Origin of the sequence: Levilactobacillus lanxiensis, from assembly GCF_016861655.1 — a bacterium.
Lineage (GTDB): Bacteria > Bacillota > Bacilli > Lactobacillales > Lactobacillaceae > Levilactobacillus > Levilactobacillus lanxiensis.
The window spans coordinates 208726-230660 of the sequence record NZ_BOLN01000004.1 but is presented as its reverse complement, the minus strand read 5'-3'; the positions used below and the strand labels follow the sequence as shown (position 1 = coordinate 230660).

The window sequence follows — 21935 nt, the reverse complement described above, 5'->3', positions numbered from 1 at the left end:
AGACTTAATCTAACTGACTTGCAGCGGCTTCATCCAAGATCACGGTCACATTCGGATGAGTCTGCAAATAGCTGGCTGGCACGTCTGGCGTTACGGGACCTTGAATCATGGCAGCAACCGCGGCAGCCTTGGCTTCACCGTAGGCAACAATCAGGATTTGCTTGGCCTTTAAAATGGATCCGATACCCATGGAATAAGCGTAACGTGGCACTTCATCGGCGTTGTCAAAGAACCGCGCATTGGCGTCAATGGTCGAATCCGTCAACATCACCTTGTGGGTCGTTGAGTCGGGGTCAGTCCCGGGTTCGTTAAAGCCGATGTGGCCGTTCTTACCCAAGCCCAACAGTTGTAAATCAATCGGGTTTTCCGCAATGATTTGATCGTATTCGCTAGTGGCCTTAGCCGCATCCAAATCAGCCCCATCTGGGACATATGAATGTGCAAAAGGTTTAGCGTTGAATAAGTGTTCTTGCATAAAGTAATGGTAGCTTTGTGGATGGTCTGCGTTCAAACCAACGTATTCGTCCAGGTTGACCGACGTTAATTGACTGAAGTCCAAATCGCTCGCAGCCAATTGTTCATAAATGGTGACTGGCGTGCTCCCAGTTGCTAAGCCTAAAACCTTGGCCCCGTTCTGTAACGCATCTTCAAAGACCCGGAAGCCGGCTTGGCCCCCTGCTTGCTTGTCGCTAACAATTTGTACCTTCATGTTCGTCAATTGTTTCATATCATTCAGTCTCCCTCTCTTAATGGTATAGGCCAATTATAAATGCTCTAGACCAGTTTTGCAAGTTATTTGCTCGGGATTTTGAAAATTTTTGAAAACAAAAAGGACGACCGCCAAAATGGCTACCGTCCCACTACTTCCGCCGAATTCCCCGCCGGTTGGCGCTTAAATCGTTCTGTTGCTTGCGGAATTTTTCAAAAGTGGCATCCTTTTGCTTCTGGTTTTTATGACTATCGACTCGCTTCGTATATTTCATCATTTTCACCTCCCGCTTTCATAGATTATTTGCAATTACTATACAACTAAAAGTAAGTTAACGCAAGAAAAAGACGTTCCCTGGCGAGCACCAAGACAGTCACAAACGCCGCGTTACTGGGTCATTAGCCAACTAAGCTACTCAACTTTCTCGTGATGGCGTGCCGGGAAACAATCAGCGAGCAACGGCCGAAGTTGTATTGTACCTGTAGTAGACATCAAGGACGGCTGAATCCACCCACTTGTTGGGTGGCACGCACCGAACCAGTCCCAGCGACCAGAGGCGGCTCAAAGTTCCCGGCTGTGTCGGTGGTCTTGGCTGAGGTTTTGTCTCAGCCTAGTCCACGGGACAACCTTTGAGACCGCTTCTCAGGCTCAAAGTTGAGGTGGAAGACCGCCCCTCAGTCTGGAACCGGCCCCATAGCCGGGCACTTTGAAAGCCGCCGCCGGGAGCGAACCCAAAGCTCAAAAAAAAGAGCCACCCAACAAGTGGGGAGCTCTCAGATGAAACTTTATTCAACAGTCACACTCTTGGCCAAGTTCCGTGGCTTATCAACATCCAAGCCCTTGTTCAGACTAGTGTAGTAAGCCAACAGTTGTGCTGGGACAACGCTCAGCAATGGCATTAACATTTCATCAACATCTGGCAGGATCAAGTCGTCGCCGTCAACGGCTAAACCTTCGCGAACGATGGTCAACGTCTTGGCACCCCGCGCCATGGTTTCTTGTAAGTTACTCCGAGTCAGGCCGGCCGTCTTTTCCTGGGTGATGAAACCAATGACTGGCGTGCCCTCTTCGATCAAGGCAATCGTCCCATGTTTCAATTCACCGGAAGCAAAACCTTCACATTGAATGTAAGAAATTTCCTTCAACTTCAAGGCAGCTTCCAAAGAAACGGCGTGGTCGATGCCCCGGCCAATGTAGAAGGCCCGGTTGGTCTTCAACAGGTAGTTGTTCGAAATGGCTTCCAACTTATCCTTTTCGTCAACGATGGCCTGCATCCCCGTGGCAACTAAACCAAGTTGTTGACGGATGTTAAAGTTTTGGGCGATGATTTGGCCCGTCACTTCACCTAAGGCCTTAGCCAGGATGGCTTCCAACGCGATTTGCGCCGTGTAAGCCTTGGTTGAGGCAACCGCAATTTCTGGACCGGCATGTAGCAGCAACGTGTAGGTCGCTTCACGAGACAACGTGGAGTTTTGGACGTTCGTGATGGTCAGGCTTGGGTAGCCAGCATCGTTCACGTTGACCAGCACTTCACGACTGTCGGCCGTTTCACCGGATTGCGTCAGGAAGATGAAGAATGGCTTCTCTGATAACATTGGTTGTTCATAGGCAAATTCAGAAGAAACGTGAACTTCCGTTGGGATGTGAGCCAAGTTTTCAAATAAACGCTTCCCAATCAAACCGGCATGGTAGCTGGTCCCAGCACCCACGATGTACAGACGGTCAGCGGCTTGCATCGCCTTCAACAGCTTGTCATCAATTTCTGGTTCGCCGTGTTCTGACAGGTAAGTTTGCGCTAACTTGCGCATCACGTTAGGTTGTTCGTCGACTTCCTTCAACATGTAGAATGGGTAAGTCCCCTTGTCGGCTTCGTCGGCGTTCATGTCAACGTGGAAGGTCTTCCGTTCAACGGCATTCCCGTCAGCGTCTTCAATGGCCACCTTGTCTGGCGTGATGGTAACGACTTCACCATCCATCAACTCCAGGAAGTCATGCGTTTCGCGCAACATAGCCAAGGCATCGGAGCAGACCACGTTAAAACCATCGCCGACCCCAATCAACAGTGGGCTCTTGTTCTTGGCAACGAACAACGTGTCTGGTTGGTCACGGTCCATCATCAGGAAGGCGTAAGAGGAACCCTTTAACAGGCTCAACGTCTTAAGAAAGGCTTGCTTAGCATCCAAATTGTCTTCAACGGCAAACTTGTCGATCAATTGTACAACAACTTCGGTATCCGTTTGGCTCTTGAAAGGCACATCGCTCAAGTACTTAGCCTTGAGTTCTTGGAAGTTGTCGATGACCCCGTTGTGAACCAAGTAGAACCGGTCGTCGTTTGAGAAATGAGGATGCGCGTTGTCCACGCTAACGACCCCATGGGTTGCCCAACGCGTATGACCGATCCCAGTAGAACCGTGTACGTCTGGGGTAATCTTTGAACGTAATTGAGAGATCCGACCCTTGGTTTTAACCAAGTAGTCCTGTCCCTTTTGGTCGTTCACGTAGATACCAGCTGAATCGTAACCCCGGTATTCCAGTTTTTGTAAGCCGTCAACTAAGATCTTAACGGCGTTGTCGTTACCCGTAACTCCAACAATTCCACACATAGTTTATATCTTCCTTTGCTCGACACCGGTTCCGGTAAACCGGACGGGTCGGATAATTTGATTAATTAAATGAATGAGCTTTCTCAGAAATTGGTATAGACTGAAACGTCCTGAAAATCATCTCTGAATGACTATACTTTACAGCGTTCCGTCAGGGTTGTCAATTAGAAAAGCCAAAACCGGTATATCGAAATATTTATACAAGGAAATCTTAAAAAACACGCACCTATTTGCCTACTTATTGGGTAAGTCATTGGGCGATTGGGTCATTCATGACTGACAGCAATTTCCCGTTCACCAGCAAATAGCCCAAGAAAAAACAGGATTGGCGGCTCAGTTTATGAGTGGTCAATCCTGTTTGCACTTCTAATTAATTTAGTATTGGTCCGATGTTACCTAGCTGAGTGTTTGCTGTTATCTAGCAAAGTACCTCTGCCAGTATAAAACAGACACCTAGCAAGACTAACACGGGCTAAACCAATGACAGCCGTGAGGTCGGCGAAAATAAACTCAGTCGTAGGAGTTTCCTTGGTGGCTCTGCCACCTAGAAAACTGGTATCTTTGAGACTCGTTTCTCAGAGGCTCAAAGTAAGCCTGGAGACCGTCCTTTGGCTCCGGGCGTCCGCCTACCACGTTCCGGTTTTCTCTAAGCCAAACTTTAAACAAAGAATCGTTTCGATTAGCGCGGGTTTAAACCCATGTCAGCCGTGAGGTCGGCGAAAATAAACTCAGTCGTAGGAGTTTCCTTGGTGGCTCTGCCACCTAGGAAACTGGTATCTTTGAGACTCGTTTCTCAGAGGCTCAAAGTAAGCCTGGAGACCGCCTTTTGGCTCCAGGCGGCCGCCTACCACGTTCCGGTTTATTTTCGCCGACCGGTAAGGCGCCACCAACATCAGTTTAACCCAGAGTGCTAGTCGACGCCGACTTCGGCGCGGACCACGTCAGCAATCCGGTCCACGTAAGCCGCAACCGTTTCTTCGGTTGGGGCTTCAGCCATTACCCGTAACAAAGGTTCAGTCCCGGAAGGCCGAACCAAGACCCGGCCGTCGCCAGCCATTTCTTTTTCAACCGTGGCAATCATGGCTTGGACTTGGGGGTTGTTCAAAGCAGCTTCCTTGTCAGCAACCTTAATGTTGACCAACTTTTGTGGGTAGGTCTTCACGTCAGCGGCCAATTCGGACAGCTTCTTGCCCGTCACCTTCAGGATGTGGAGTAATTGTAAACTCGTCAACAAGCCGTCACCGGTCGTATTGAAGTCCAAGAAGACAATGTGGCCGGACTGTTCGCCACCCAGGTTGTACCCGGATTTCCGCATTTCTTCAACCACGTAACGGTCCCCAACTTTAGTCTTCACAGACTTCAGTTCGTGGGCTTCCATGGCCTTGTACATCCCCAGGTTACTCATGACAGTCGTCACGATGGTGTCCTTCTTCAGACGCCCATGTTCAGCCATGTATTTCCCACAGATGTACATGATCTTATCCCCGTCGACGATGTTACCTTCTTCATCAACTGCGATACACCGGTCACCGTCACCATCAAAGGCTAACCCAATGGCCGCACCCTTTTCCACAACAAATTTTTGTAATTGTTCTGGGTGGGTCGACCCCACTTGATCGTTGATGTTCAAGCCGTTTGGCGTGGTGGCAATCGTGTCAAAGTCCAGGTTCAGGTCCGCATATAAGCGAGAAACCAAGCCGCTGGTAGCCCCGTTAGCGGAGTCCACAGCGATGTGTAACCCTTCCAGGTCATCGGCAATCGTTTGTTCCAGGAACTGAATGTACTTTTGGCTACCTTCGGAGTAGTCTTCAACCGTGCCTAAGCCATCAGTCGTTGGCCGTGGTAAGTCGTCGGTTGGGGCATCCAGCAGGGCTTCGATTTCTTCTTCCATTTCGTCAGACAGCTTGTAGCCGTCGTTCCCGAAATACTTGATCCCGTTATATTCAACGGGGTTGTGGGAAGCCGTGATCATGACCCCGGCTGCGGCGCCTTGCGTCCGGACTAAGTAAGCAACGGCTGGCGTTGAGATCACACCCAAGCGGAGAACTTCGATTCCCACGGAAAGCAAGCCGGCAACCAAGGCATTTTCCAGCAATTGACCGGAGATCCGGGTGTCGCGGGCCACTAAGACTTGGGGGTGCGCGTTGTCGCTATCAGCGTGCTGGGTCAAGACATACCCACCGAACCGGCCGACTTTAAACGCTAACTCGGGAGATAAATCTTGGTTGGCAACTCCCCGAACACCATCAGTTCCAAAATACTTCATGTCAAATTTCCTCATTTCTCAATCTGTTTGTTGGTTTTATTTGGTTGTTGCTGTGACCGTGACCTTAATGGTTGACGGGTCAAATGCCGTGACATCGTTATCATTGGTGTCCAGCGTGACCGTCTTGGTCGTTTTACTCTTCACATCACTCACGTCAACGTCGACGTCAACGCTGTTACCTAGGGCCTTTAACTGCGAGGCACTCCCATACGCCGTGACCTTATTGCTGGTCGTACTCAGCTTATAGGACGTTCCCGATGACCCGTTCTTCGCGTTCAGGTTCACGCTGACCTTTTGGCTCTCCCCGTCAGACGTCACTGGCAGGTTCACAGTCGTGGTCGACGGTGTCAAAATGACGTTGACCGTCTTGCCACTACTGTCGAGCGCCTCGATGACCGCTTGGTTATTCACGGTCTTCTTGGTGTTGGCCGGCACCGTCAGCTGGGCGATGACCTGCTTGACCCGCGAAATCTCGTTGGCCGCGCCGGTCGCCTTGACCGTCGTCACGTCAGAAGTGGCCTTGCCAGCGGAATAGCCCGCCGCAATGTTTTGACTATTATACCGAACCTTGACCGGGAATGAAACCGTTCGCCGGGGTTCAATGTCCACGTTGATTTTTGCCGGATCAATGCTCGACTCAATTTCGTGATTCAAGCCCTCTTGGTGTAGGGTGACCGTGTGCTTGCCGACACCCAGATCACTGAGCGCCGCGTACACTTTAAAATTTTGCGTGTTGGCGGTGGTTGTGACTAAGGCTAAGGGTCCCTTCAATTTAACTTTGACCTTGGAGGGGTAGCCGGTCACAAAATATTTATTACTATTCACGTTCAGTTGTAACGGCACCGACACCGTCATGGTCTTGGTGGCCGTGAGCGATGTCGTATTGCCCGTCGAACTGGTCGACGAGCCACTACTTGAGGACTTGGTACTGTTGACGTAGAAGAACAGCAGCACGGCTAGGATCAAGGCGAGGATGCGGTACAACCACGTGGTATAACGCTCATTTTTCATTAGCGCCGCCCCCCTCTAAACCGTTGATCAAACCAATCCAGTGCCCGTAAGAACACGTTATTGTTGTCAGTGGCTTCATCATTGACCAATTCATTGCGCAAGAACTTCAGGTAGTCCGTTTGGGTCAGCCCGCGTAACAGCTCGTTGTTCTTGGTGATTGAAACTTCCCCGGTTTCTTCTGAAATGACGATGGTCAACGCATCCGTCACCTCGGAGATTCCCACGGCTGCCCGGTGCCGGGTCCCCAATTCCTTGGGAATCAGATTGCTCTCGGACAGGGGCAGGTAAGCCGCGGCGACGGCGATCCGGTTATCACGGATGATGACCGCGCCATCGTGCAACGGGGTGTTGGGGATGAAGATGTTGATCAGCAGTTCACCGGTCAACTCGGCATCCAGGTCGATTCCCGTTTCAATGTAGTCCTCCAGCCCGGTGTCCCGTTGAATGGTCATTAACGCCCCAATTCGCCGCTTGGACATGTACTGGATGGCTTTATCGAGGCCTTCGATCATCTTGTTGGCGGCTTCATTTTCATGCCGCACCCGGACAAACAAGGACCCCCGGCCGAGGTGCTCCAACCCCCGCCGGATTTCTGGTTGAAAAACAATAATAATGGCGATAACGCCCCAGTTGATCACTTGATCGACCAGCCACGACACCGTGTTCAGCCCCAGGTAGGCACTGATAAAGCGGACAATCAGAATTAAAATAACCCCACGGAAGAGCTGGATAGCCTTGGTTCCCCGTAGCATCACGATTAATTCATAGATGACGAACCACACCACAAGAATGTCGAGGAGGTTGACCAAATTTCCTATAGTTAGGAGATTTCCCCAATCCAGGTTCATGACTTTCCCTCCAAATTGAATTCAAATTTTATTATAGCACGGCACCGCTGACATTTCGCCCCGATTGCCGACAATCCCGCGAAACTCTGCCCCAATGGTCGCAAAGCTTACAGATTTCTTAAGGTCAGGTTCACCCGTTATTTAAATGAAAATAATCTGCTAATATAGAAGTCATATTCTGTTCGATTTCGGCCCCGCGCTGTAGAATGAGGGTAGTACTTTGGGAAAGGATTGGTGATGGCTATGAATCGGCGAGCCCGGTGGGAAATCCGCGTCTTCTTTGTGGCGTGGCTCATTTTCCTCTATTTCCGCGCGAAGGACCCCTTCTCGTTCTTGGTGCTCAACACCTTTTTAGGCGCCATCCCCATCGAGATCAGCTTTCACCTCGGGGCCAAACGACCGCGTGGCTGGCTATTCTGGCCACTCGTCCTGTTGTGGCTACTCTTCTATCCCAACGCGCCCTACCTGCTGACCGACCTATTTCACCTGTCGCTCCTGCAACCCTACGCCATGAGCGGCCTGCTGCGCGTCACGCCGCACCTGTGGATCTACTTCACCTACATGATTGTCAGTGCCATCAGCTGCTCGTTTCTGGGCTTCTGGAGCCTCAATCACGTCAGCCAGGCCATCACCGCGCGACTGGCTAAGGGCAACGCGATTGCCCGGCTAATTGTCGTTTTACTGCTGACCTTCCTGACATCGGTCGGCCTGTACATCGGCCGCTTCTTGCGAATCCACACGATTTACTTATTCTTAAATCCCGAGCAGTTCATTCGGCCGTTGATGACCATGTGGACACCGGACATGTGGATCTTCGTGGTGCTGATGACGTTTATTCAGCTGTTCTGCTACTGGATCTTGTACCTCATCATGAACAACCGCGATGTGACGGACTAGCTGAAGACAGCCCCGTATCCATCACCCCCTGTATGATGTTTTGGCCTAACAAATAACCCGTAATGGCAACCATCAGTCCTCGTGACTGGCGGTCGCCATTTTTATTTGGAAACGAAAAAGTCGCCCACTCTGAACAATCTCAGAATGAGCGACTGATTTTACAATTTTAGCCAATCACCACTTAAACGCCTAACCCTCTTCGCTATTCAGCGACATGACCAGCACGTTTTCGGAATAGTTCACGTACTGCCGAAGATGGGACGCCATGTTCCAGGTAATGTTACCGGCTTCCAGCAACGTTTGAATCCCGGTCCGTTCGGCTCCCAGTGCCCGCACCCGTAACTTGTTGATCTGGTGTTGGTAGAGTTCCTCATGGTCCGGTGCCGTTTCGGCCTTGGCCCGTTCGATTCGGTTTCGGTATTGCACCAGCAAGTGGTACACGGCTTGATTATCGAACTGGGTCTCGTCGACGTCGGAACTGGCCAGGTACTGTGACAGCGCCTTGATGGCCGCCTTTGCCGTTTCCCGTTCAATCAGGTTGTTCTCGGCATGTAGCCGGTCCGTATCCTCCGAATGCAGCCAGTAGGCGGCGTTCCGGAACATATGCTTGAAGAAGACCCGCCAGTAACGCAGAACGCTCGGCATGGTGTGCCCGGCGACCTGGGTCAGCCGGTTCTCAAAGTTTTCGATGCGCCGGATGGCCCCCACGTAACTGGTCTGGGTAATTTTTTCACCCTTTCGCAGTTCCTTGAGGGAGGCCCGCTCACCGGCCAACGTGACCTCGCGTAGCTTGATTTCATCTTCCAAAACCTTTTGCATCGCGGTATCGGCTCGGTAGTTCATTTCCAAGCGGCGAATGACAAATTGGTAGTCCAGGATCAAGTCATACGCGGCTCGCTGGTTGTTCGGGCGCCGCAGCTCTTCAATCTTAGAAATGGCCAAACGCATGATGTACGCGCGGGCCTCGTCCTCACTGATTTGGCGCACGGTGTCGGCGGGAATCTCCTCGCCGTCCTCGTCCAAATCAATCTCATTGGCATTCTCATCGCTGGCACTCGCCCGCGTCTGCAGGGGTTGCCGCGACGTGGAAATCAATGGCAACGTAATCGTCGCCGCCACCAGACTAATGATGATGACCCCGGAGGCCACGAACAACATCAACGACCGCGTTGGAAAGCCGGCCCCAGAGGCAACCGTCATGGGCACGGATAAGACCCCGGCCATGGTAACGGCTCCCCGGACCCCCGAGAGACCGGATAAAATGGACATCCGTATCCCGGGCCGTTCGGAACGTTCCTTGTGATTGAGCCGTTCAAACAGGACGTACCCGTAAGTCCAGACCGTCCGAATCACTACGATGATTACCCAGACCATGAAGGCAAAGAACAGGGCTTGCCAAGTGTTGAACTGACCACCCTTGATGACCTTCGACGTGGCCACGGGTAACTCGATCCCCAGAATCACGAACACGATACCGTTCAATGAATAGATAATAATATCCCAAACTTTTTCAGTCACCAATTTTAATTCCGGTGAATCTTCGACGATCCGGTTTTCCCGGGCGTGATAGAGCACCCCAGCCGTCACGACGGCAATAACGCCTGACGCGTGGGTAATCTCTTCGGTTACCAGGTAAACCACGAGTGGCGTGGCAATCTGCAGCACGGTGTTAAAGATCACGTCGTCAATTCCTTGTCGGCGCAAAATATCCATCAACAGCTGGATGGCCGTCATGAAGATCAACCCGGACAGGAAGCCGACGATACTGATATAGAAGAAGTCACCGACGGCCGTCCCCATGGAGAAGGCGCCGGTCACCGTCGCCGCAATCGCATATTTAAAGGCAATCAGGCCACTGGCATCGTTGATCAAGCTTTCCCCACTCACCAAGTGCAGTAGGCTATCTGGGAGCTTAGCCTGCTTGGAAATCGACTGCACCGCCACGGGGTCGGTTGGCGACAGAATGGCCGCCAGGGCCAGCGCCACGGTAAAGGGCATCTTGGGAATTAACTCGTAAATCAGAAAGCCGCCCAAGATGGTGGTCAAGAAGACCAGCCAGATGGCGTTGGCAAAGATGGGTCCACGCAAACGCCAGAGTTCTTTTCTGGGGAAGCGCCGCCCATCGTTATACAGCAACGGGGCAATGAACAAAAGCAAAAACCAATCAGTTTCCAGTGGGACCTCGAATTTCCAGATTAAGGCAACGAGGAGTCCCAGCGCAATTTGAATCAAACTGACCGGAATAAACGTGAGGTAGTGACTGATAATATTAGAGAACAAAACTAACACGATCAACAGGATCACTGCTTCAACTATAGGCACATAAGGTTCCCCCTTTTAAAAATTCGTGTGCTTAGGCCGTGGTCGTCGGTTCTTCACCGATGATGCGGACCTCTGTTTCCAAATGAACTTGATCTTTTTCCCAAATAACGGCCTGGATGTGGTGAATCAGTTCCAGGTAATCGGTGGCGGTGGCATGATCGATGTTGACGATGAAGCCGGCGTGCTTGGTGGAAACCTGGGCACCGCCCCACTTCAGGCCCTGCAGGCCAGCCTCTTGAATCAGTTGACCCGTGTAGTGACCCTCTGGCCGCTTGAAGACACTCCCACAGGATGGCAGCTCTAGCGGTTGCTTGGCTGCTCGCCGGGCATTCAGGTCGTCCATGGTTGCTTGGATGGCTTCCCCGTCGCCGGGCGTCAACGCGAAGGTCGCCGTCAGCACGATATCATCATAATCTTGAATTGAGCTGTGCCGGTAACCGAAATCGAATTCAGTCTTGGTCAGCGTCCGAATCTCACCGGCTGGCGTCAAGACCTCAGCGGAAAGCGCCACCTCACTGATTTCACCGCCATAAGCGCCGGCGTTCATGAAGACGGCACCCCCGACACTCCCAGGAATTCCGGCCGCAAATTCAAAGCCAGTCAAAGCGCGTGCCTGGGCAACCTGGGTCGTCTTGATCAGCGACGCGCCGGCTTCGGCGGTCACGGTGTTGCCAGTGGACGTAATCTGATTCATCTTTGTCAGAATCATGACCAGTCCCCGGATGCCGCCGTCACGGACGATGAGATTGCTGGCGTTACCAACCACGGTGACCGGCAACTTTTCTTCGTTGGCGTAGGCCAATAAGGACTTGGTTTCTTGAATGTTCGTTGGGAATGCTAAGTAATCGGCAGGTCCCCCAGTCTCGGTATACGTGTAGTGCGCCAAAGGCTCGTCACGTAAGATCTCAATTGCTGGAAATGCCGTTGCTATATCTGCCATCATCATGATTTTCCTCTCGTTCCGCAAAAATTTAAACTTGGTTTTGTTAGTCACTGGGCCAACCGTCATTGCGGTCGACCCATTTTTGTCGTCAATAGAATTATTTTACCATGAAACGCCAGCCAACCGGGAGAGAACGCTTCAATTACAGCAAATTCTAACTTTTCTGGTATACTAAAATCAGTTAGTTGGAGGTGCGTTATGAAATTTATTTCTTGGAACGTGAATGGCCTACGGGCGATTGTGAAAAAAGACTTTGTCGAGACGTTTAAGGACCTCGACGCCGATTTCTTTGGGATTCAGGAAACCAAGTTACAGGAAGGTCAAATTGACCTCGACCTGCCAGGCTACTATCAATACTGGAACTACGCCGAACGCAAGGGCTATTCGGGGACCGCGCTGTTTACCAAGCACAAGCCACTGAACGTCCTCTACGGCATCGACGCCCCAGACTTTGACCACGAGGGCCGGACGATTACGCTGGAATATCCCGACTTTTACGTGCTGACCTGTTACACGCCGAACTCTGGGAGCGGCCTGAAGCGGCTGGACTTTCGGATGGGCTGGGAAGAAGCCTTCCTGGCCTTCGTCCAAAAGCTAGACGCGAAGAAGCCGGTCATCTTCTGTGGCGACCTGAACGTGGCCCGCACGGAGATCGACCTGAAGAATCCCAAGACCAATCACAAGAACGCCGGGTTCACCGACGACGAACGGGAAAAGATGGCGCACCTCCTGAGCGAAGGCTACACGGATACGTTCCGCTACTTCAACCCAGATGCCACCGAGCGCTACTCGTGGTGGAGTTACCGATTCCACGCCCGCGACAACAACGCCGGCTGGCGTATTGATTACTTCATCACCAGTAATCGTCTGCAAGACCAACTAGAAAAGGCCGAAATCTTAGACCAGGTCATGGGCTCGGACCACTGCCCCGTTGAACTGGACGTTAAGGATTTGACCGTCTAACACTGTTGTTAATCAACCCATAAGAGAGGAAAATGTCCCTGTGAATTTTGTTGCCATGGACTTTGAAACGGCTAGCGGCAAACGCTACAGTGCCTGTTCCCTCGCGCTGACCATCGTGCGCGACAGCCAGGTCGTCGATGAGTTTTATTCATTGATCAAACCCGATACCGACTTTTTCTGGCGCAACGTCCAGATTCATGGGATTCATGAACGTGACGTCGCCAATGCCCCCACGTTCCCGGAAGTTTGGGAGCACGTGTCCCCCTTCTTCCAGCGTGACCGGCTAGTGATTGCCCACAACGCCCCGTTTGATAATGGCGTGCTTCGCAGCAGTCTGGAGCATTACAACTTGCCGACCGCCCGTTACCTGACGCTGGACACCGTGAAGACCAGCCGGAAGTTCTTCCCGGAATTTCCGAATCATAAACTCAACACCGTTTGCGACGAGTTGAACATTGATCTGCACCATCACCATAACGCACTCGACGATAGCTTGGCCTGTGCCAATATTCTGTTGTACGAGGCCAACCACTTCGGCACACAGCCGTTGAAGTCTTTCGTTACGGTGAATGCTTAACATTGAATCGTTTTAACCTGATTAGACTTAGTCGCCACCCCATTTAGTGGGTAGCGGCTAAGTCTTTTTTAGTGAAACCAATTTTATTGATTATCAGCTATTGATTATTGTTTATCGATATTGTATTATCGAGTCGTAATAAATTTCAGGGGAGATGTTAACCATGTCGAAATGGTTAAAGTTGGGAATTAACGTTGCCATCATGTTTTTTAGATTTGGGATTGTCGCCGGTTACGTCACGCTTATTTATCCGATCATTTATTTGGCCGACGCGTTTCAAAATCGCACGACCCACGTCATTCTCACTAGTTCTGATTTTCTGCGCTTCTCAAATAATGACCAAGCCACACTGGGCGCCGTAAAGAGTTTCCCAAGTTGGCCGTATGCGCTGCTTATGGCACTGGGGATTGTCCTCTCGGTATGGGCATCGATTAAACTTTTTAAAGCCTTAATTAAGCTGCTCACAAATATCAGGGACCAGGATTACTTTTCCACCTCAAATGAGTTGGCCCTAACTACGATTATCAAGGCGCAAGTCGCGATGCTGCTGGGTGATCTGCTAGTCGCCGGTGGCAATCAGCTGTCCCAAAGCTGGTTGCTACGAGTAAATAGTGGGGCTTTCTCGGAAACCTGGGAAACCTGTTTCCACGACGCCTTTCTCATCATTATGCTAGCCGCCATCTACGAAACCTACCGCCACGCGATGCGGGTCAAAGCTGAGAATGATTTGACTGTTTAGGAGGTCTACTTATTGTGGTGAAATTAACTTTGAATGTGGTCATGGCGGAACGCAACATCAGCAGCCAAGAACTGGCCAAGGCCATTGGCATCACGCCAGCCAACCTCTCAATCCTGAAGACTGGCAAGGCCAAGGCCATTCGCTTTAGTACCCTGAGTAAAATCTGTCACGTGCTCGAGTGTCAGCCCGGGGATATTCTAAAGTATGTCGATGAATGATCATCAACTAACGAACGAACACAAAAAATCGGACTAAACATTTCTGTAAATGTTTAGTCCGATTTTATTTACTTGGCGTCCCAATCAATTGGCGATTGGGCGGCTAAAATGGTTTCAATCTGGTCAAGCTCTGCGGGGCTAAAGGCCAAGTTATCCAACGCCGCCACGTTGTCGACGACTTGCTCCGGCCGGCTGGCACCAATCAGAACACTGGCAATGGCGGGTTGCCGCAAGTTCCAGGCCAGGGCCATCTGTGCCAGACTCTGATTGCGATTGGCGGCAACGGCGTTCAGGGCTTTAATCGTTCCCAAGGTCTGTTCAACCTGGGCGGGATGCAGGAACGGAATCGTGGCCTTCTTGGCGCGGGAATCGCTGGGAATGCCGTGCAGATATTTATTCGTTAATAGTCCCTGACATAGCGAACTGAAGGAGACCGCGCCCTTCTTCTCAACTGTTAGTTCTGGCAAAACGTCGTCTTCGATTTGCCGGTTCAAGAGGTTGTAACGCGGCTGATCGATGATAAATGGCGTATGTAACTCGCTGAAAATACCGGCCATGACCTTGATCTGCGCGCCACTATAGTTGGATAGCCCCACGTACAGGGCCTTGCCCTCACGTACCAGTTGATTCAGGGCCAACGCCGTTTCGGTCGGATTGGTCTGGGGGTCCGCCCGGTGACTGTAGAAAATGTCAAAGTAATCTAGGCCGGTCCGCCGCAAACTCTGGTCGGCGCTGGCGATGATGCTCTTGCGTGAGCCCCAGTTGCCATAAGGACCGGGCCACATCACGTACCCCGCCTTGCTGGCAATCACCAGTTCATCCCGGTACGGTTTCAAATCCGTCGCCAACATGTGGCCAAAGTTCGTTTCCGCGCTACCCGGTTCCGGGCCGTAATTGTTAGCCAGATCAAAGTAAGTAATCCCTAAGTCAAACGCTTGGTGGACGATGGCCTTTTGCGTGGCGTAATCATCCACGCTACCAAAGTTGTTCCACAGTCCCAGACCGATGGCGGAGAGCTTTAAGCCACTGTCGCCGACCCGATTATAAGTCATTTTATCGTAACGCTGTTCATTTGCCTGATACATCCTGCAACCTCCTCAAAGTGTTGTCCTGCTTCAAGGATACCGCTTTCACGGAGACAAAGAAAGCGGTGGTCCGTCCCCACTCGTCTAAATTTGGCGATGAAAAAAGCGTCCGGGACAACTCCCAGACGCGCTTGTTGTCTTGATTTTCTATGGCTGATAACCGCCTTCTGACGCACGCTCTAATCGGCAGCCAGTTGATAAACCATCTCAACCGCGGTCACCCGTTCGCCATCATCATCCGTGACCTTGGTCGGCGGCGTGGCCGTTCGGGTAAAGCCTAATTTCTGATACAGCTTCATGGCGGCAACGTTGCGGGTCTGAACCATCAGACCGACTGCCTGCAATTCACTGGCCGTTTGCGCCCAATACAGGGCTTCATCGACCAAAGCCGTGCCGATACCCATGTGCCAGTATTTTTTCTCAACGGCAATGCCGAGTTCCCCGACGTTGCCCTGGGGTGTCGGCGCGATTGAGCAGACGCCCAGCAGCGTTTTGCCCAGGCTGGCAACCAACAATAAGTGGCGCGGACTGCCCGCGATTTGATTGAGCTGGTCGGCTTCCTGCGCGGCGCTGACGGGATCGTCGGCGTCGGCCAAGCTGAACGTATCACTCTCCTGTTGGAGCCGGTCTAACAACGCTAATAAATTTTCAGCGTCGGCTGGTTCTGGCAAACGAATGGCGACTTCTTCACTCATTTTTGACTGTCCTCCAACTGCTGCACGATTTTTTCGAAGCGGGCACCCACGGGCTCAAACCGCAACGTCCGCTGGCTTTCACCGGCTTCATCGTCGCGTTTGAACACGATACGCAGGTACTGGGCGGGTAACTCATCTTCAATGAACTGGGACCACTCGACCACGTTCACGCCATCCCCGTTGAAGTATTCATCCAAGCCTAGCTCATCCCCGCTACCATCTTCCAAGCGGTACACATCCATGTGATACAGGGGGATGCGGCCACTCTGATACTCGCGAATAATGGTAAACGTGGGACTCTTAACGTTGCGCTTAATGCCTAAGCCGAGCGCCAATCCCTTGGTAAAGGTGGTCTTGCCGGCACCCAAATCACCGTCCAGTAAAATCACATCGCGCGGTTGTAGACTCGGCGCTAAGGCTTGACCCCAGGCCATTGTCTGGTCGGGACTCGTTACGGTCGTTTCAAACATACTGCCATTCCCCTTTTTTCAAAACTGATTTCTCATCCTTTAGCCATGGTCGGGCCCGTTCCCGGACCGCTCATAACTCACCAGAATAAATAATACCCGGACTGCTAGCAAATAGCAATCCGGGTATCGTTATTTAACACGATTCATTTGCGTCCAAGAAATGAAAAGTTTAAAGTGATTGGGCTGCGGTGATGATGGCAACCTTGTAAACATCCTCTTCGTTGCAACCACGAGACAAGTCAGAAACAGGCTTGTTCAGGCCTTGCAGGATGGGCCCAATGGCTTCAAAGCCACCGAAGCGTTGGGCAATCTTGTAGCCAATGTTCCCGGATTGTAATTCTGGGAAGACAAAGACGTTGGCGTGACCGGCAACCTTGGAGTCTGGCGCCTTTTGGGCGGCAACACTTGGGACGAAGGACGCGTCAAATTGTAATTCACCATCAACGGCCAAATCTGGGGCCGTTTCATGGGCAATCTTCGTGGCTTCTTGGACCTTGGTGACCATTTCGCCCTTAGCGGAGCCCTTAGTGGAGAAGCTCAGCAAGGCAACCTTAGGGTCGATGTCAAAGACCTTGGCGGTGTGGGCACTTTCAACGGCGACTTCAGCCATGCCGGCAGCATCCAATTCGATGTTGATAGCACAGTCGGCGAAGACGTAGCGTTCGTCACCCTTTTGCATGATGAAGGCCCCACTGATACGGCGGACGCCTTCCTTAGTTTTAATAATTTGTAAGGCAGGACGAACCGTGTCGCCAGTCGCGTGCACGGCACCAGAAACCATCCCGTCAGCTTGGCCCATGTAGACCATCATGGTCCCGATGTAGTTCGGGTCCTTTAACATTTCAGCAGCTTGTTCAGGCGTGTTCTTGCCCTTCCGACGCGCAACCAAGGCATCTAACATGTCCTTGTGTTGGTCGGCTGGAATGGCAGCTGGGTCCAACAACGTGACTTGGCTCAAGTCAATGTTGTTGTCCTTGGCAGTGGCTTCAACGTCACTTTGCTTGCCTAAAACGACGGACTTGATCAGGCCATCAGCGGCTAATCGGCTAGCGGCACCTAAGACCCGAGCATCTTCCCCTTCAGGGAAAACAATGGTTTTGTTTTGTCCATTAATCTTTTGCTTGAGACTATCAAAAAGTTCCATAGATAATGACCTCCATAAAATATCCCACGAATCAATTCTCTCTCTGTCTATGCTTAGTTGGATGCTGGGTGGGACGGCTCATCTTCGGTAACGTGTTCTGGTAGTTGCCAGTCGATGGGCGTCTCCCCTAATGATGTCAATGCGATGTTGGTCTTGGAAAATGGCTTGGAGCCAAAGAACCCCCGGTAAGCGGATAGCGGACTGGGATGCGGTGCTTGCAACACAATGTTGGTTTGCGTGTCGATCAAACTGATTTTAGACCGCGCGGCACTGCCCCATAGGATAAAGACCACGGGTTCGGGTCGTTCCGACAATTTTGCAATCGCAGCGTCCGTTAACCGTTCCCAACCGTGCCCTTGATGGGAAAAAGCCTTGCCATCACGTACGGTCAGAACGGAGTTGAGTAACAGGACACCTTGCTTGGCCCATTTTTCCAAATAGCCATGGTTAACCGGCTTGATGCCCAAGTCACTCTCGAGTTCTTTGTAAATGTTTTTCAACGACGGTGGAATCGGTGTGCCCGGCCGAACGGAGAAGCTACAGCCATGCGCCTGACCAGGATTGTGGTACGGGTCTTGTCCCAAAATAACCACCTTGACCTGGCTAAACGGCGTCCAATCGAACGCGGTAAAAATATGATACATGTCCGGATCGATACGGTAATGCTGATACTCTTCAACCAAGAATTTGCGCAGTTCCTGATAATAGGTCTGCTCAAATTCGGGCTCAAGTACCGGCCACCAGTCATTATGAATAAACGGTTTCATTCCCAACACCTCGCCTTTTATTCTATCATAACGGCCGGCTAAATGATATTATCGAACAGCTTCTGGTGAAACATGTTAGAATGGGTTTAACAAAGTCGAGAACGATGCAAAGGAGGAGCCCCATGCGTACACTGTATCTCAATCAGGCCGCGCTGTCCGCCAAGGCGACGACGGTCATTCGCGATACGAATAATCAATCCAGCTATTTGCTCGTGGGTAAATGGGGGCTCAGAGCGGACGTGCTGTCGGTCTACACGATTGCCGGCGCACTGGAAGCCGAGGTCAAACAGGAATCACTGGGCCTACTGCCAAAATTCCGTCTGGTCTATCACCGGCAAACGGTCGGTCGCGTCAGCAAGACCTTTGGCGTGATCCGTGAAGTCCTGTTTGTCCGCGGACTCAATTGGATCATCATGGGCAATATCAACAGTGGCCATTTCAAGATCACCCACGGGCGTGAGCTGATTGCCACGATTGACCAGGTCAGTCAATCCGGCGGGGGCACCACGACGCTAGCCGTAGATCAGCCCGACCATGAAGCTCTGGTCATCTGTCTGGCCGCGATTCTCGACCGCTGGGCTAAGCATCAACATAAGGCGTTGGCTCCCCTGCGAAACCACGCTTGGGCCCCGGCTGCTGGCGACATTGCGCAATTTACCAAAAAATAAAAAATCGGTATCAGCCAGTTTCCATGGTTGATACCGATTTTGCTATTTCACGGCTAACACAAGTTTCTTGTTGGCCGTCACATACTTGCCATTAGTCAATTGGAACCGCGTCGTCTTATGGTACGCAATAATCTTTTTGACCTTTAGTTGCTGGCCCTTTTTATAGTGCACGCGCTTCGTTTTTAGTGATTTTTGCTGGTAGGCATTGACACCGTTCTTCGCAATCACTTTGACCTTGGCTTGCTTGGTCGCATAGTACACGCCCGTCACATAACTTGGTTTCGCCGTGATATACCCGGTCTTCCCGGCTGTCTTGGATTTATGATTCACATCCTTGACCTTGTAGCGCAGATTGCCCTGCTTGGAGTCGGCCGTGCCGGTCACCACAAACATTGGCCGGTTGGCCCGTTTCTGCTTGCTGTACCAGTGTTTGACCGTCTTCTTGGAGAAGTTCTTGGTCTGATACAACCCAATCTTCTTCGTCGCGTAAACGACGCTGGCGATTGGCGCCACCGTGGCGGCATCCCCACCAGACATCAGGTTGCGTGCATAGTGGAAGGTCACCGTCTGGGCCTGATCACTAAACGTGCCGCTGACCTGGCCCTCTGTCCGGTTCAGCTTGTATCCGGCAAAGTTCAGCTGGTTGGCTTGATAGATTTCCCCAATGTCGCCAGTCAACACCTGATTATTGGCCAGTTGATTGCCCTTTTCATCCAGGTAACGAACGGTCACCGGCTGGCTCTGCGTGACAGCGGGTGGCGTAACGGTAGGTGGCGTGACCACGGGTGGGGTCGTCGGTTCGATCACCCGATTGACCGGCTGCCACACGTAGGTGACGACACCACTCGGATTGTCCGTCCCGTTATACAGATCGGTAATGTCTTTACCATGAGCGAACTCATCGCCGAGGGGATTTTGAATCGTCCCCTTGCCCACGGCTTGCCACAATCCCGTAAATTCATCCGGAACCGTCTGGGCATCATTCAACTTCGGATCCCCGGCGAAATGGGTCTTCGGACCAAATGTCACTTGCCCAATCGTGGTCTTGTTGGCAAACATGCTGTACCCCGAAAATGTTGCCGGTGGCGCAAAGGAATCCAAGCGAATTGTCCGTAGATCAGACCCTGAGAACATGTAGTCGGCACTCTTCAAATTAGTAAAAGTGGCATTGGCCAGGTTAATGGCTTGCAAACTAGAATCGCCAAAAAACATGGACGTCGCGGCCGTCACCTGTCCGGTATCAAAATTCGACAGGTCCAGTTCACTGATTCCTTTGAGGCCATAGAACATCCCCCACATGGTCGTCACATTTTTCGTGTTAAAGTGAGAAACGTCCAGCGAGGTCAACGCTTTGTTGCCATTCATCTGCAGGAACATCCCCTTCATGGAGGTGGCCGCAGACGTATCGAGTAAATTCAAATTCTCATAGTTGGTCACATTGGGCAACTGTGCAAATAGGTTGGCGGCGTTGGCGGAGGTCTTAATCGGCCCGTCCAGCACAACCTTGGTCACTAGACTCCCAGCGGCCGTGAGCTCGGCATCACTGGGCGTCGTAAGCCCCTGTTTTAACGCAATCTGTTTGGCAAACTGCCCATCACTCGATCCCGTTCCACTCGCCGGTGGCATCGGTTCATCGGCTAGCGTGCCAGCACCTAAATGGAGAACCCCACTAGTGGATAACGTCCAGTGAACGCCATAGTCGCCTTCATACTGAATGTCATCCTTTGTCGTCGCGGCCCGTGCAGTCACAACCGGTACTGTCTGCGGCAAAACAACCGTACTGACGGGTTGGGCCATTCCTAAGGTCAATCCTGCTAATAAAATTGTCGCTTGTAACTTCATAAGTCTTCCCCTCCTCAAGGTCCGTTTATCGTTTTACTTTTAGCTCAAAAGTCCCTCTGGCCATGAATCGCCCGTCAAAAAAGCAATGATTAAAATGCGTCGCTACATTGCCAAGTACAGCCTTAAATTAGTAACCCCTGTTTTAATTTCAATTCAAACCATATGCATTAGTGAATATATTTACCAGCAATATAATAGCACATAATAGAAACTAATGAAACCGTTATCATTCACAACTTTTTTTAGTCTTAAAATATTTGTGATAAATAGGACTACATCAGCATTCACGTTAGTTTTGTCAGCTGTCGAAGTCACAAAAAAATCCGTTCCGGAATTAACCAGAACGGATTTTTTGTCTAAACGTTAAGCACCTTATTTAAGAATTCCTGTGTCCGCGGATTCTGCGGATGGTCAAACACCTCTGTGGGAGTCCCTGCCTCTTGGATAATCCCCTCATCCATGAAGGCCACACGGTCGGCCACGTTTTTGGCGAAGCCCATTTCGTGGGTCACAACGACCATGGTCATGCCACCTTCTGCCAGATCCTGCATGACCTGCAAGACGTCCCCGACCATTTCGGGGTCTAGTGCCGAGGTGGGTTCATCGAACAACATGATTTCGGGTTCCATGGCCAGTGCTCGCGCAATCGCGACCCGCTGCTGTTGGCCACCAGACAGGGAATGGGGCATCGCCTCGGCCTTGTCTTCCAGGCCAACCTGCTGGAGAAGCTTTTCGGCCCGCTCCTTAGCGGCGGCTTTACTCAGGCCTTTCAACTGAACGGGCCCCAACGTCACGTTCTGGAGCACGGACAAATGCGGAAACAAGTTAAAATGCTGAAATACCATCCCGATGTTCTCACGAATCTGATTCAGATTGACTTTCGGGTCACCAACCCGTTGGCCTTCTACCCAGACTTCACCACTCGTGATTTGTTCCAACCCATTTAGGCAACGGAGAAAGGTACTCTTCCCGGAACCCGAGGGTCCAATCATGCAGAGAACTTCCTGGGGTTGGACATCCAGCGTGATGCCCTTCAAAACTTCATTTTGTCCAAAGGCCTTGTGCAGGTCCTTGACCCGAATCTTTGGTGCAGTTGTCATTTAACTAACCTCCCAATAAAAACCTATCCAAATTTTATGTAAAAAGGGACAGCCGAACCAACCAAGTT

The 21935-nt window shown here is 51.4% G+C and carries 21 protein-coding genes; 6 read left to right on the top strand and 15 right to left on the bottom strand.

The window, feature by feature from the left end; translation table 11 throughout:
- Positions 1 to 4 precede the first annotated feature (4 nt).
- The 6 genes from JUF22_RS06790 to cdaA all read right to left on the bottom strand — a co-directional run bounded on the left by JUF22_RS06790 (position 5) and on the right by cdaA (position 7437).
- On the bottom strand, positions 5 to 709 hold the full coding sequence (locus JUF22_RS06790; protein WP_203644939.1) for a glucosamine-6-phosphate deaminase: 705 nt from the start codon (positions 707 to 709) through the stop codon (positions 5 to 7).
- Positions 710 to 860: 151 nt separating this feature from the next.
- A complete protein-coding gene (locus tag JUF22_RS13845; RefSeq protein ID WP_263853631.1) occupies positions 861 to 983 on the bottom strand; it encodes a hypothetical protein in 123 nt (40 codons plus the stop codon).
- 511 nt (positions 984 to 1494) lie between these two features.
- Positions 1495 to 3312 carry a glutamine--fructose-6-phosphate transaminase (isomerizing) gene (gene glmS, locus JUF22_RS06785; RefSeq protein WP_125765581.1) on the bottom strand — a complete coding sequence of 606 codons (1818 nt, stop codon included), beginning with the start codon at positions 3310 to 3312 and terminating at the stop codon, positions 1495 to 1497.
- A gap of 910 nt (positions 3313 to 4222) precedes the next feature.
- On the bottom strand, positions 4223 to 5578 hold the full coding sequence (gene glmM, locus JUF22_RS06780) for a phosphoglucosamine mutase (protein ID WP_203644832.1): 1356 nt from the start codon (positions 5576 to 5578) through the stop codon (positions 4223 to 4225).
- 36 nt (positions 5579 to 5614) lie between these two features.
- Positions 5615 to 6589 carry a CdaR family protein gene (locus tag JUF22_RS06775; protein ID WP_203644830.1) on the bottom strand — a complete coding sequence of 325 codons (975 nt, stop codon included), beginning with the start codon at positions 6587 to 6589 and terminating at the stop codon, positions 5615 to 5617.
- Positions 6589 to 7437, bottom strand: a complete 849-nt coding sequence (gene cdaA / locus JUF22_RS06770) for a diadenylate cyclase CdaA (RefSeq protein WP_125765578.1) — start codon at positions 7435 to 7437, stop codon at positions 6589 to 6591. The genes JUF22_RS06775 and cdaA overlap by 1 nt, the downstream gene beginning before the upstream one ends.
- Before the next feature lie 237 nt (positions 7438 to 7674).
- Between cdaA and JUF22_RS06765 the strand changes: the two genes are divergently transcribed.
- Positions 7675 to 8334 (top strand): DUF1361 domain-containing protein, encoded by a 660-nt coding sequence (locus JUF22_RS06765; protein ID WP_203644828.1) that lies wholly within the window; start codon positions 7675 to 7677, stop codon positions 8332 to 8334.
- Positions 8335 to 8523: 189 nt separating this feature from the next.
- On the opposite strand, the gene JUF22_RS06760 is transcribed toward JUF22_RS06765, so the two are convergent.
- Together JUF22_RS06760 and murB are read right to left on the bottom strand one after the other, a co-directional pair.
- Positions 8524 to 10656, bottom strand: coding sequence for a cation:proton antiporter (locus JUF22_RS06760; RefSeq protein WP_203644826.1), 2133 nt, complete (start codon positions 10654 to 10656; stop codon positions 8524 to 8526).
- 31 nt (positions 10657 to 10687) lie between these two features.
- A complete protein-coding gene (murB, locus tag JUF22_RS06755) occupies positions 10688 to 11602 on the bottom strand; it encodes a UDP-N-acetylmuramate dehydrogenase (RefSeq protein ID WP_203644824.1) in 915 nt (304 codons plus the stop codon).
- A gap of 195 nt (positions 11603 to 11797) precedes the next feature.
- On the opposite strand from murB, the gene JUF22_RS06750 reads away from it, so the two are divergent.
- The 4 genes from JUF22_RS06750 to JUF22_RS06735 all read left to right on the top strand — a co-directional run bounded on the left by JUF22_RS06750 (position 11798) and on the right by JUF22_RS06735 (position 14096).
- The gene (locus JUF22_RS06750; protein WP_203644822.1) at positions 11798 to 12562 is read left to right on the top strand and encodes an exodeoxyribonuclease III; all 765 of its coding nucleotides are present in this window, start codon (positions 11798 to 11800) and stop codon (positions 12560 to 12562) included.
- Positions 12563 to 12602: 40 nt separating this feature from the next.
- Entirely contained in the window at positions 12603 to 13139 is a 537-nt protein-coding gene (locus JUF22_RS06745; RefSeq protein WP_125765573.1) for a 3'-5' exonuclease, read from the top strand.
- A 163-nt stretch (positions 13140 to 13302) separates the two neighbouring features.
- Positions 13303 to 13878 carry a DUF2975 domain-containing protein gene (locus JUF22_RS06740; RefSeq protein WP_236000734.1) on the top strand — a complete coding sequence of 192 codons (576 nt, stop codon included), beginning with the start codon at positions 13303 to 13305 and terminating at the stop codon, positions 13876 to 13878.
- Positions 13879 to 13892: 14 nt separating this feature from the next.
- Entirely contained in the window at positions 13893 to 14096 is a 204-nt protein-coding gene (locus tag JUF22_RS06735) for a helix-turn-helix domain-containing protein (RefSeq protein WP_203639804.1), read from the top strand.
- A 68-nt stretch (positions 14097 to 14164) separates the two neighbouring features.
- On the opposite strand, the gene JUF22_RS06730 is transcribed toward JUF22_RS06735, so the two are convergent.
- The 5 genes from JUF22_RS06730 to JUF22_RS06710 form a co-directional block, all read right to left on the bottom strand.
- Entirely contained in the window at positions 14165 to 15181 is a 1017-nt protein-coding gene (locus JUF22_RS06730) for an aldo/keto reductase (protein ID WP_203644821.1), read from the bottom strand.
- Positions 15182 to 15360: 179 nt separating this feature from the next.
- Complete coding sequence (locus tag JUF22_RS06725) at positions 15361 to 15876, bottom strand: GNAT family N-acetyltransferase (protein ID WP_203644812.1); 516 nt, start codon at positions 15874 to 15876, stop codon at positions 15361 to 15363.
- Complete coding sequence (tsaE, locus tag JUF22_RS06720) at positions 15873 to 16346, bottom strand: tRNA (adenosine(37)-N6)-threonylcarbamoyltransferase complex ATPase subunit type 1 TsaE (RefSeq protein ID WP_203644810.1); 474 nt, start codon at positions 16344 to 16346, stop codon at positions 15873 to 15875. Before tsaE ends, JUF22_RS06725 begins: the two co-directional genes overlap by 4 nt.
- Before the next feature lie 169 nt (positions 16347 to 16515).
- Positions 16516 to 17490 (bottom strand): phosphate acetyltransferase, encoded by a 975-nt coding sequence (gene pta, locus JUF22_RS06715; RefSeq protein WP_203644797.1) that lies wholly within the window; start codon positions 17488 to 17490, stop codon positions 16516 to 16518.
- A 53-nt stretch (positions 17491 to 17543) separates the two neighbouring features.
- A complete protein-coding gene (locus JUF22_RS06710; protein WP_203644795.1) occupies positions 17544 to 18257 on the bottom strand; it encodes a uracil-DNA glycosylase in 714 nt (237 codons plus the stop codon).
- A gap of 122 nt (positions 18258 to 18379) precedes the next feature.
- On the opposite strand from JUF22_RS06710, the gene JUF22_RS06705 reads away from it, so the two are divergent.
- Entirely contained in the window at positions 18380 to 18925 is a 546-nt protein-coding gene (locus JUF22_RS06705; protein WP_203644793.1) for an LURP-one-related/scramblase family protein, read from the top strand.
- A gap of 42 nt (positions 18926 to 18967) precedes the next feature.
- On the opposite strand, the gene JUF22_RS06700 is transcribed toward JUF22_RS06705, so the two are convergent.
- Positions 18968 to 20767: a MucBP domain-containing protein gene (locus JUF22_RS06700; RefSeq protein WP_203644791.1), complete on the bottom strand. Its 1800-nt coding sequence runs from the start codon at positions 20765 to 20767 to the stop codon at positions 18968 to 18970.
- Between the two features lie 356 nt (positions 20768 to 21123).
- Entirely contained in the window at positions 21124 to 21867 is a 744-nt protein-coding gene (locus tag JUF22_RS06695; protein WP_203644789.1) for an amino acid ABC transporter ATP-binding protein, read from the bottom strand.
- Between the last annotated feature and the right edge of the window lie 68 nt (positions 21868 to 21935).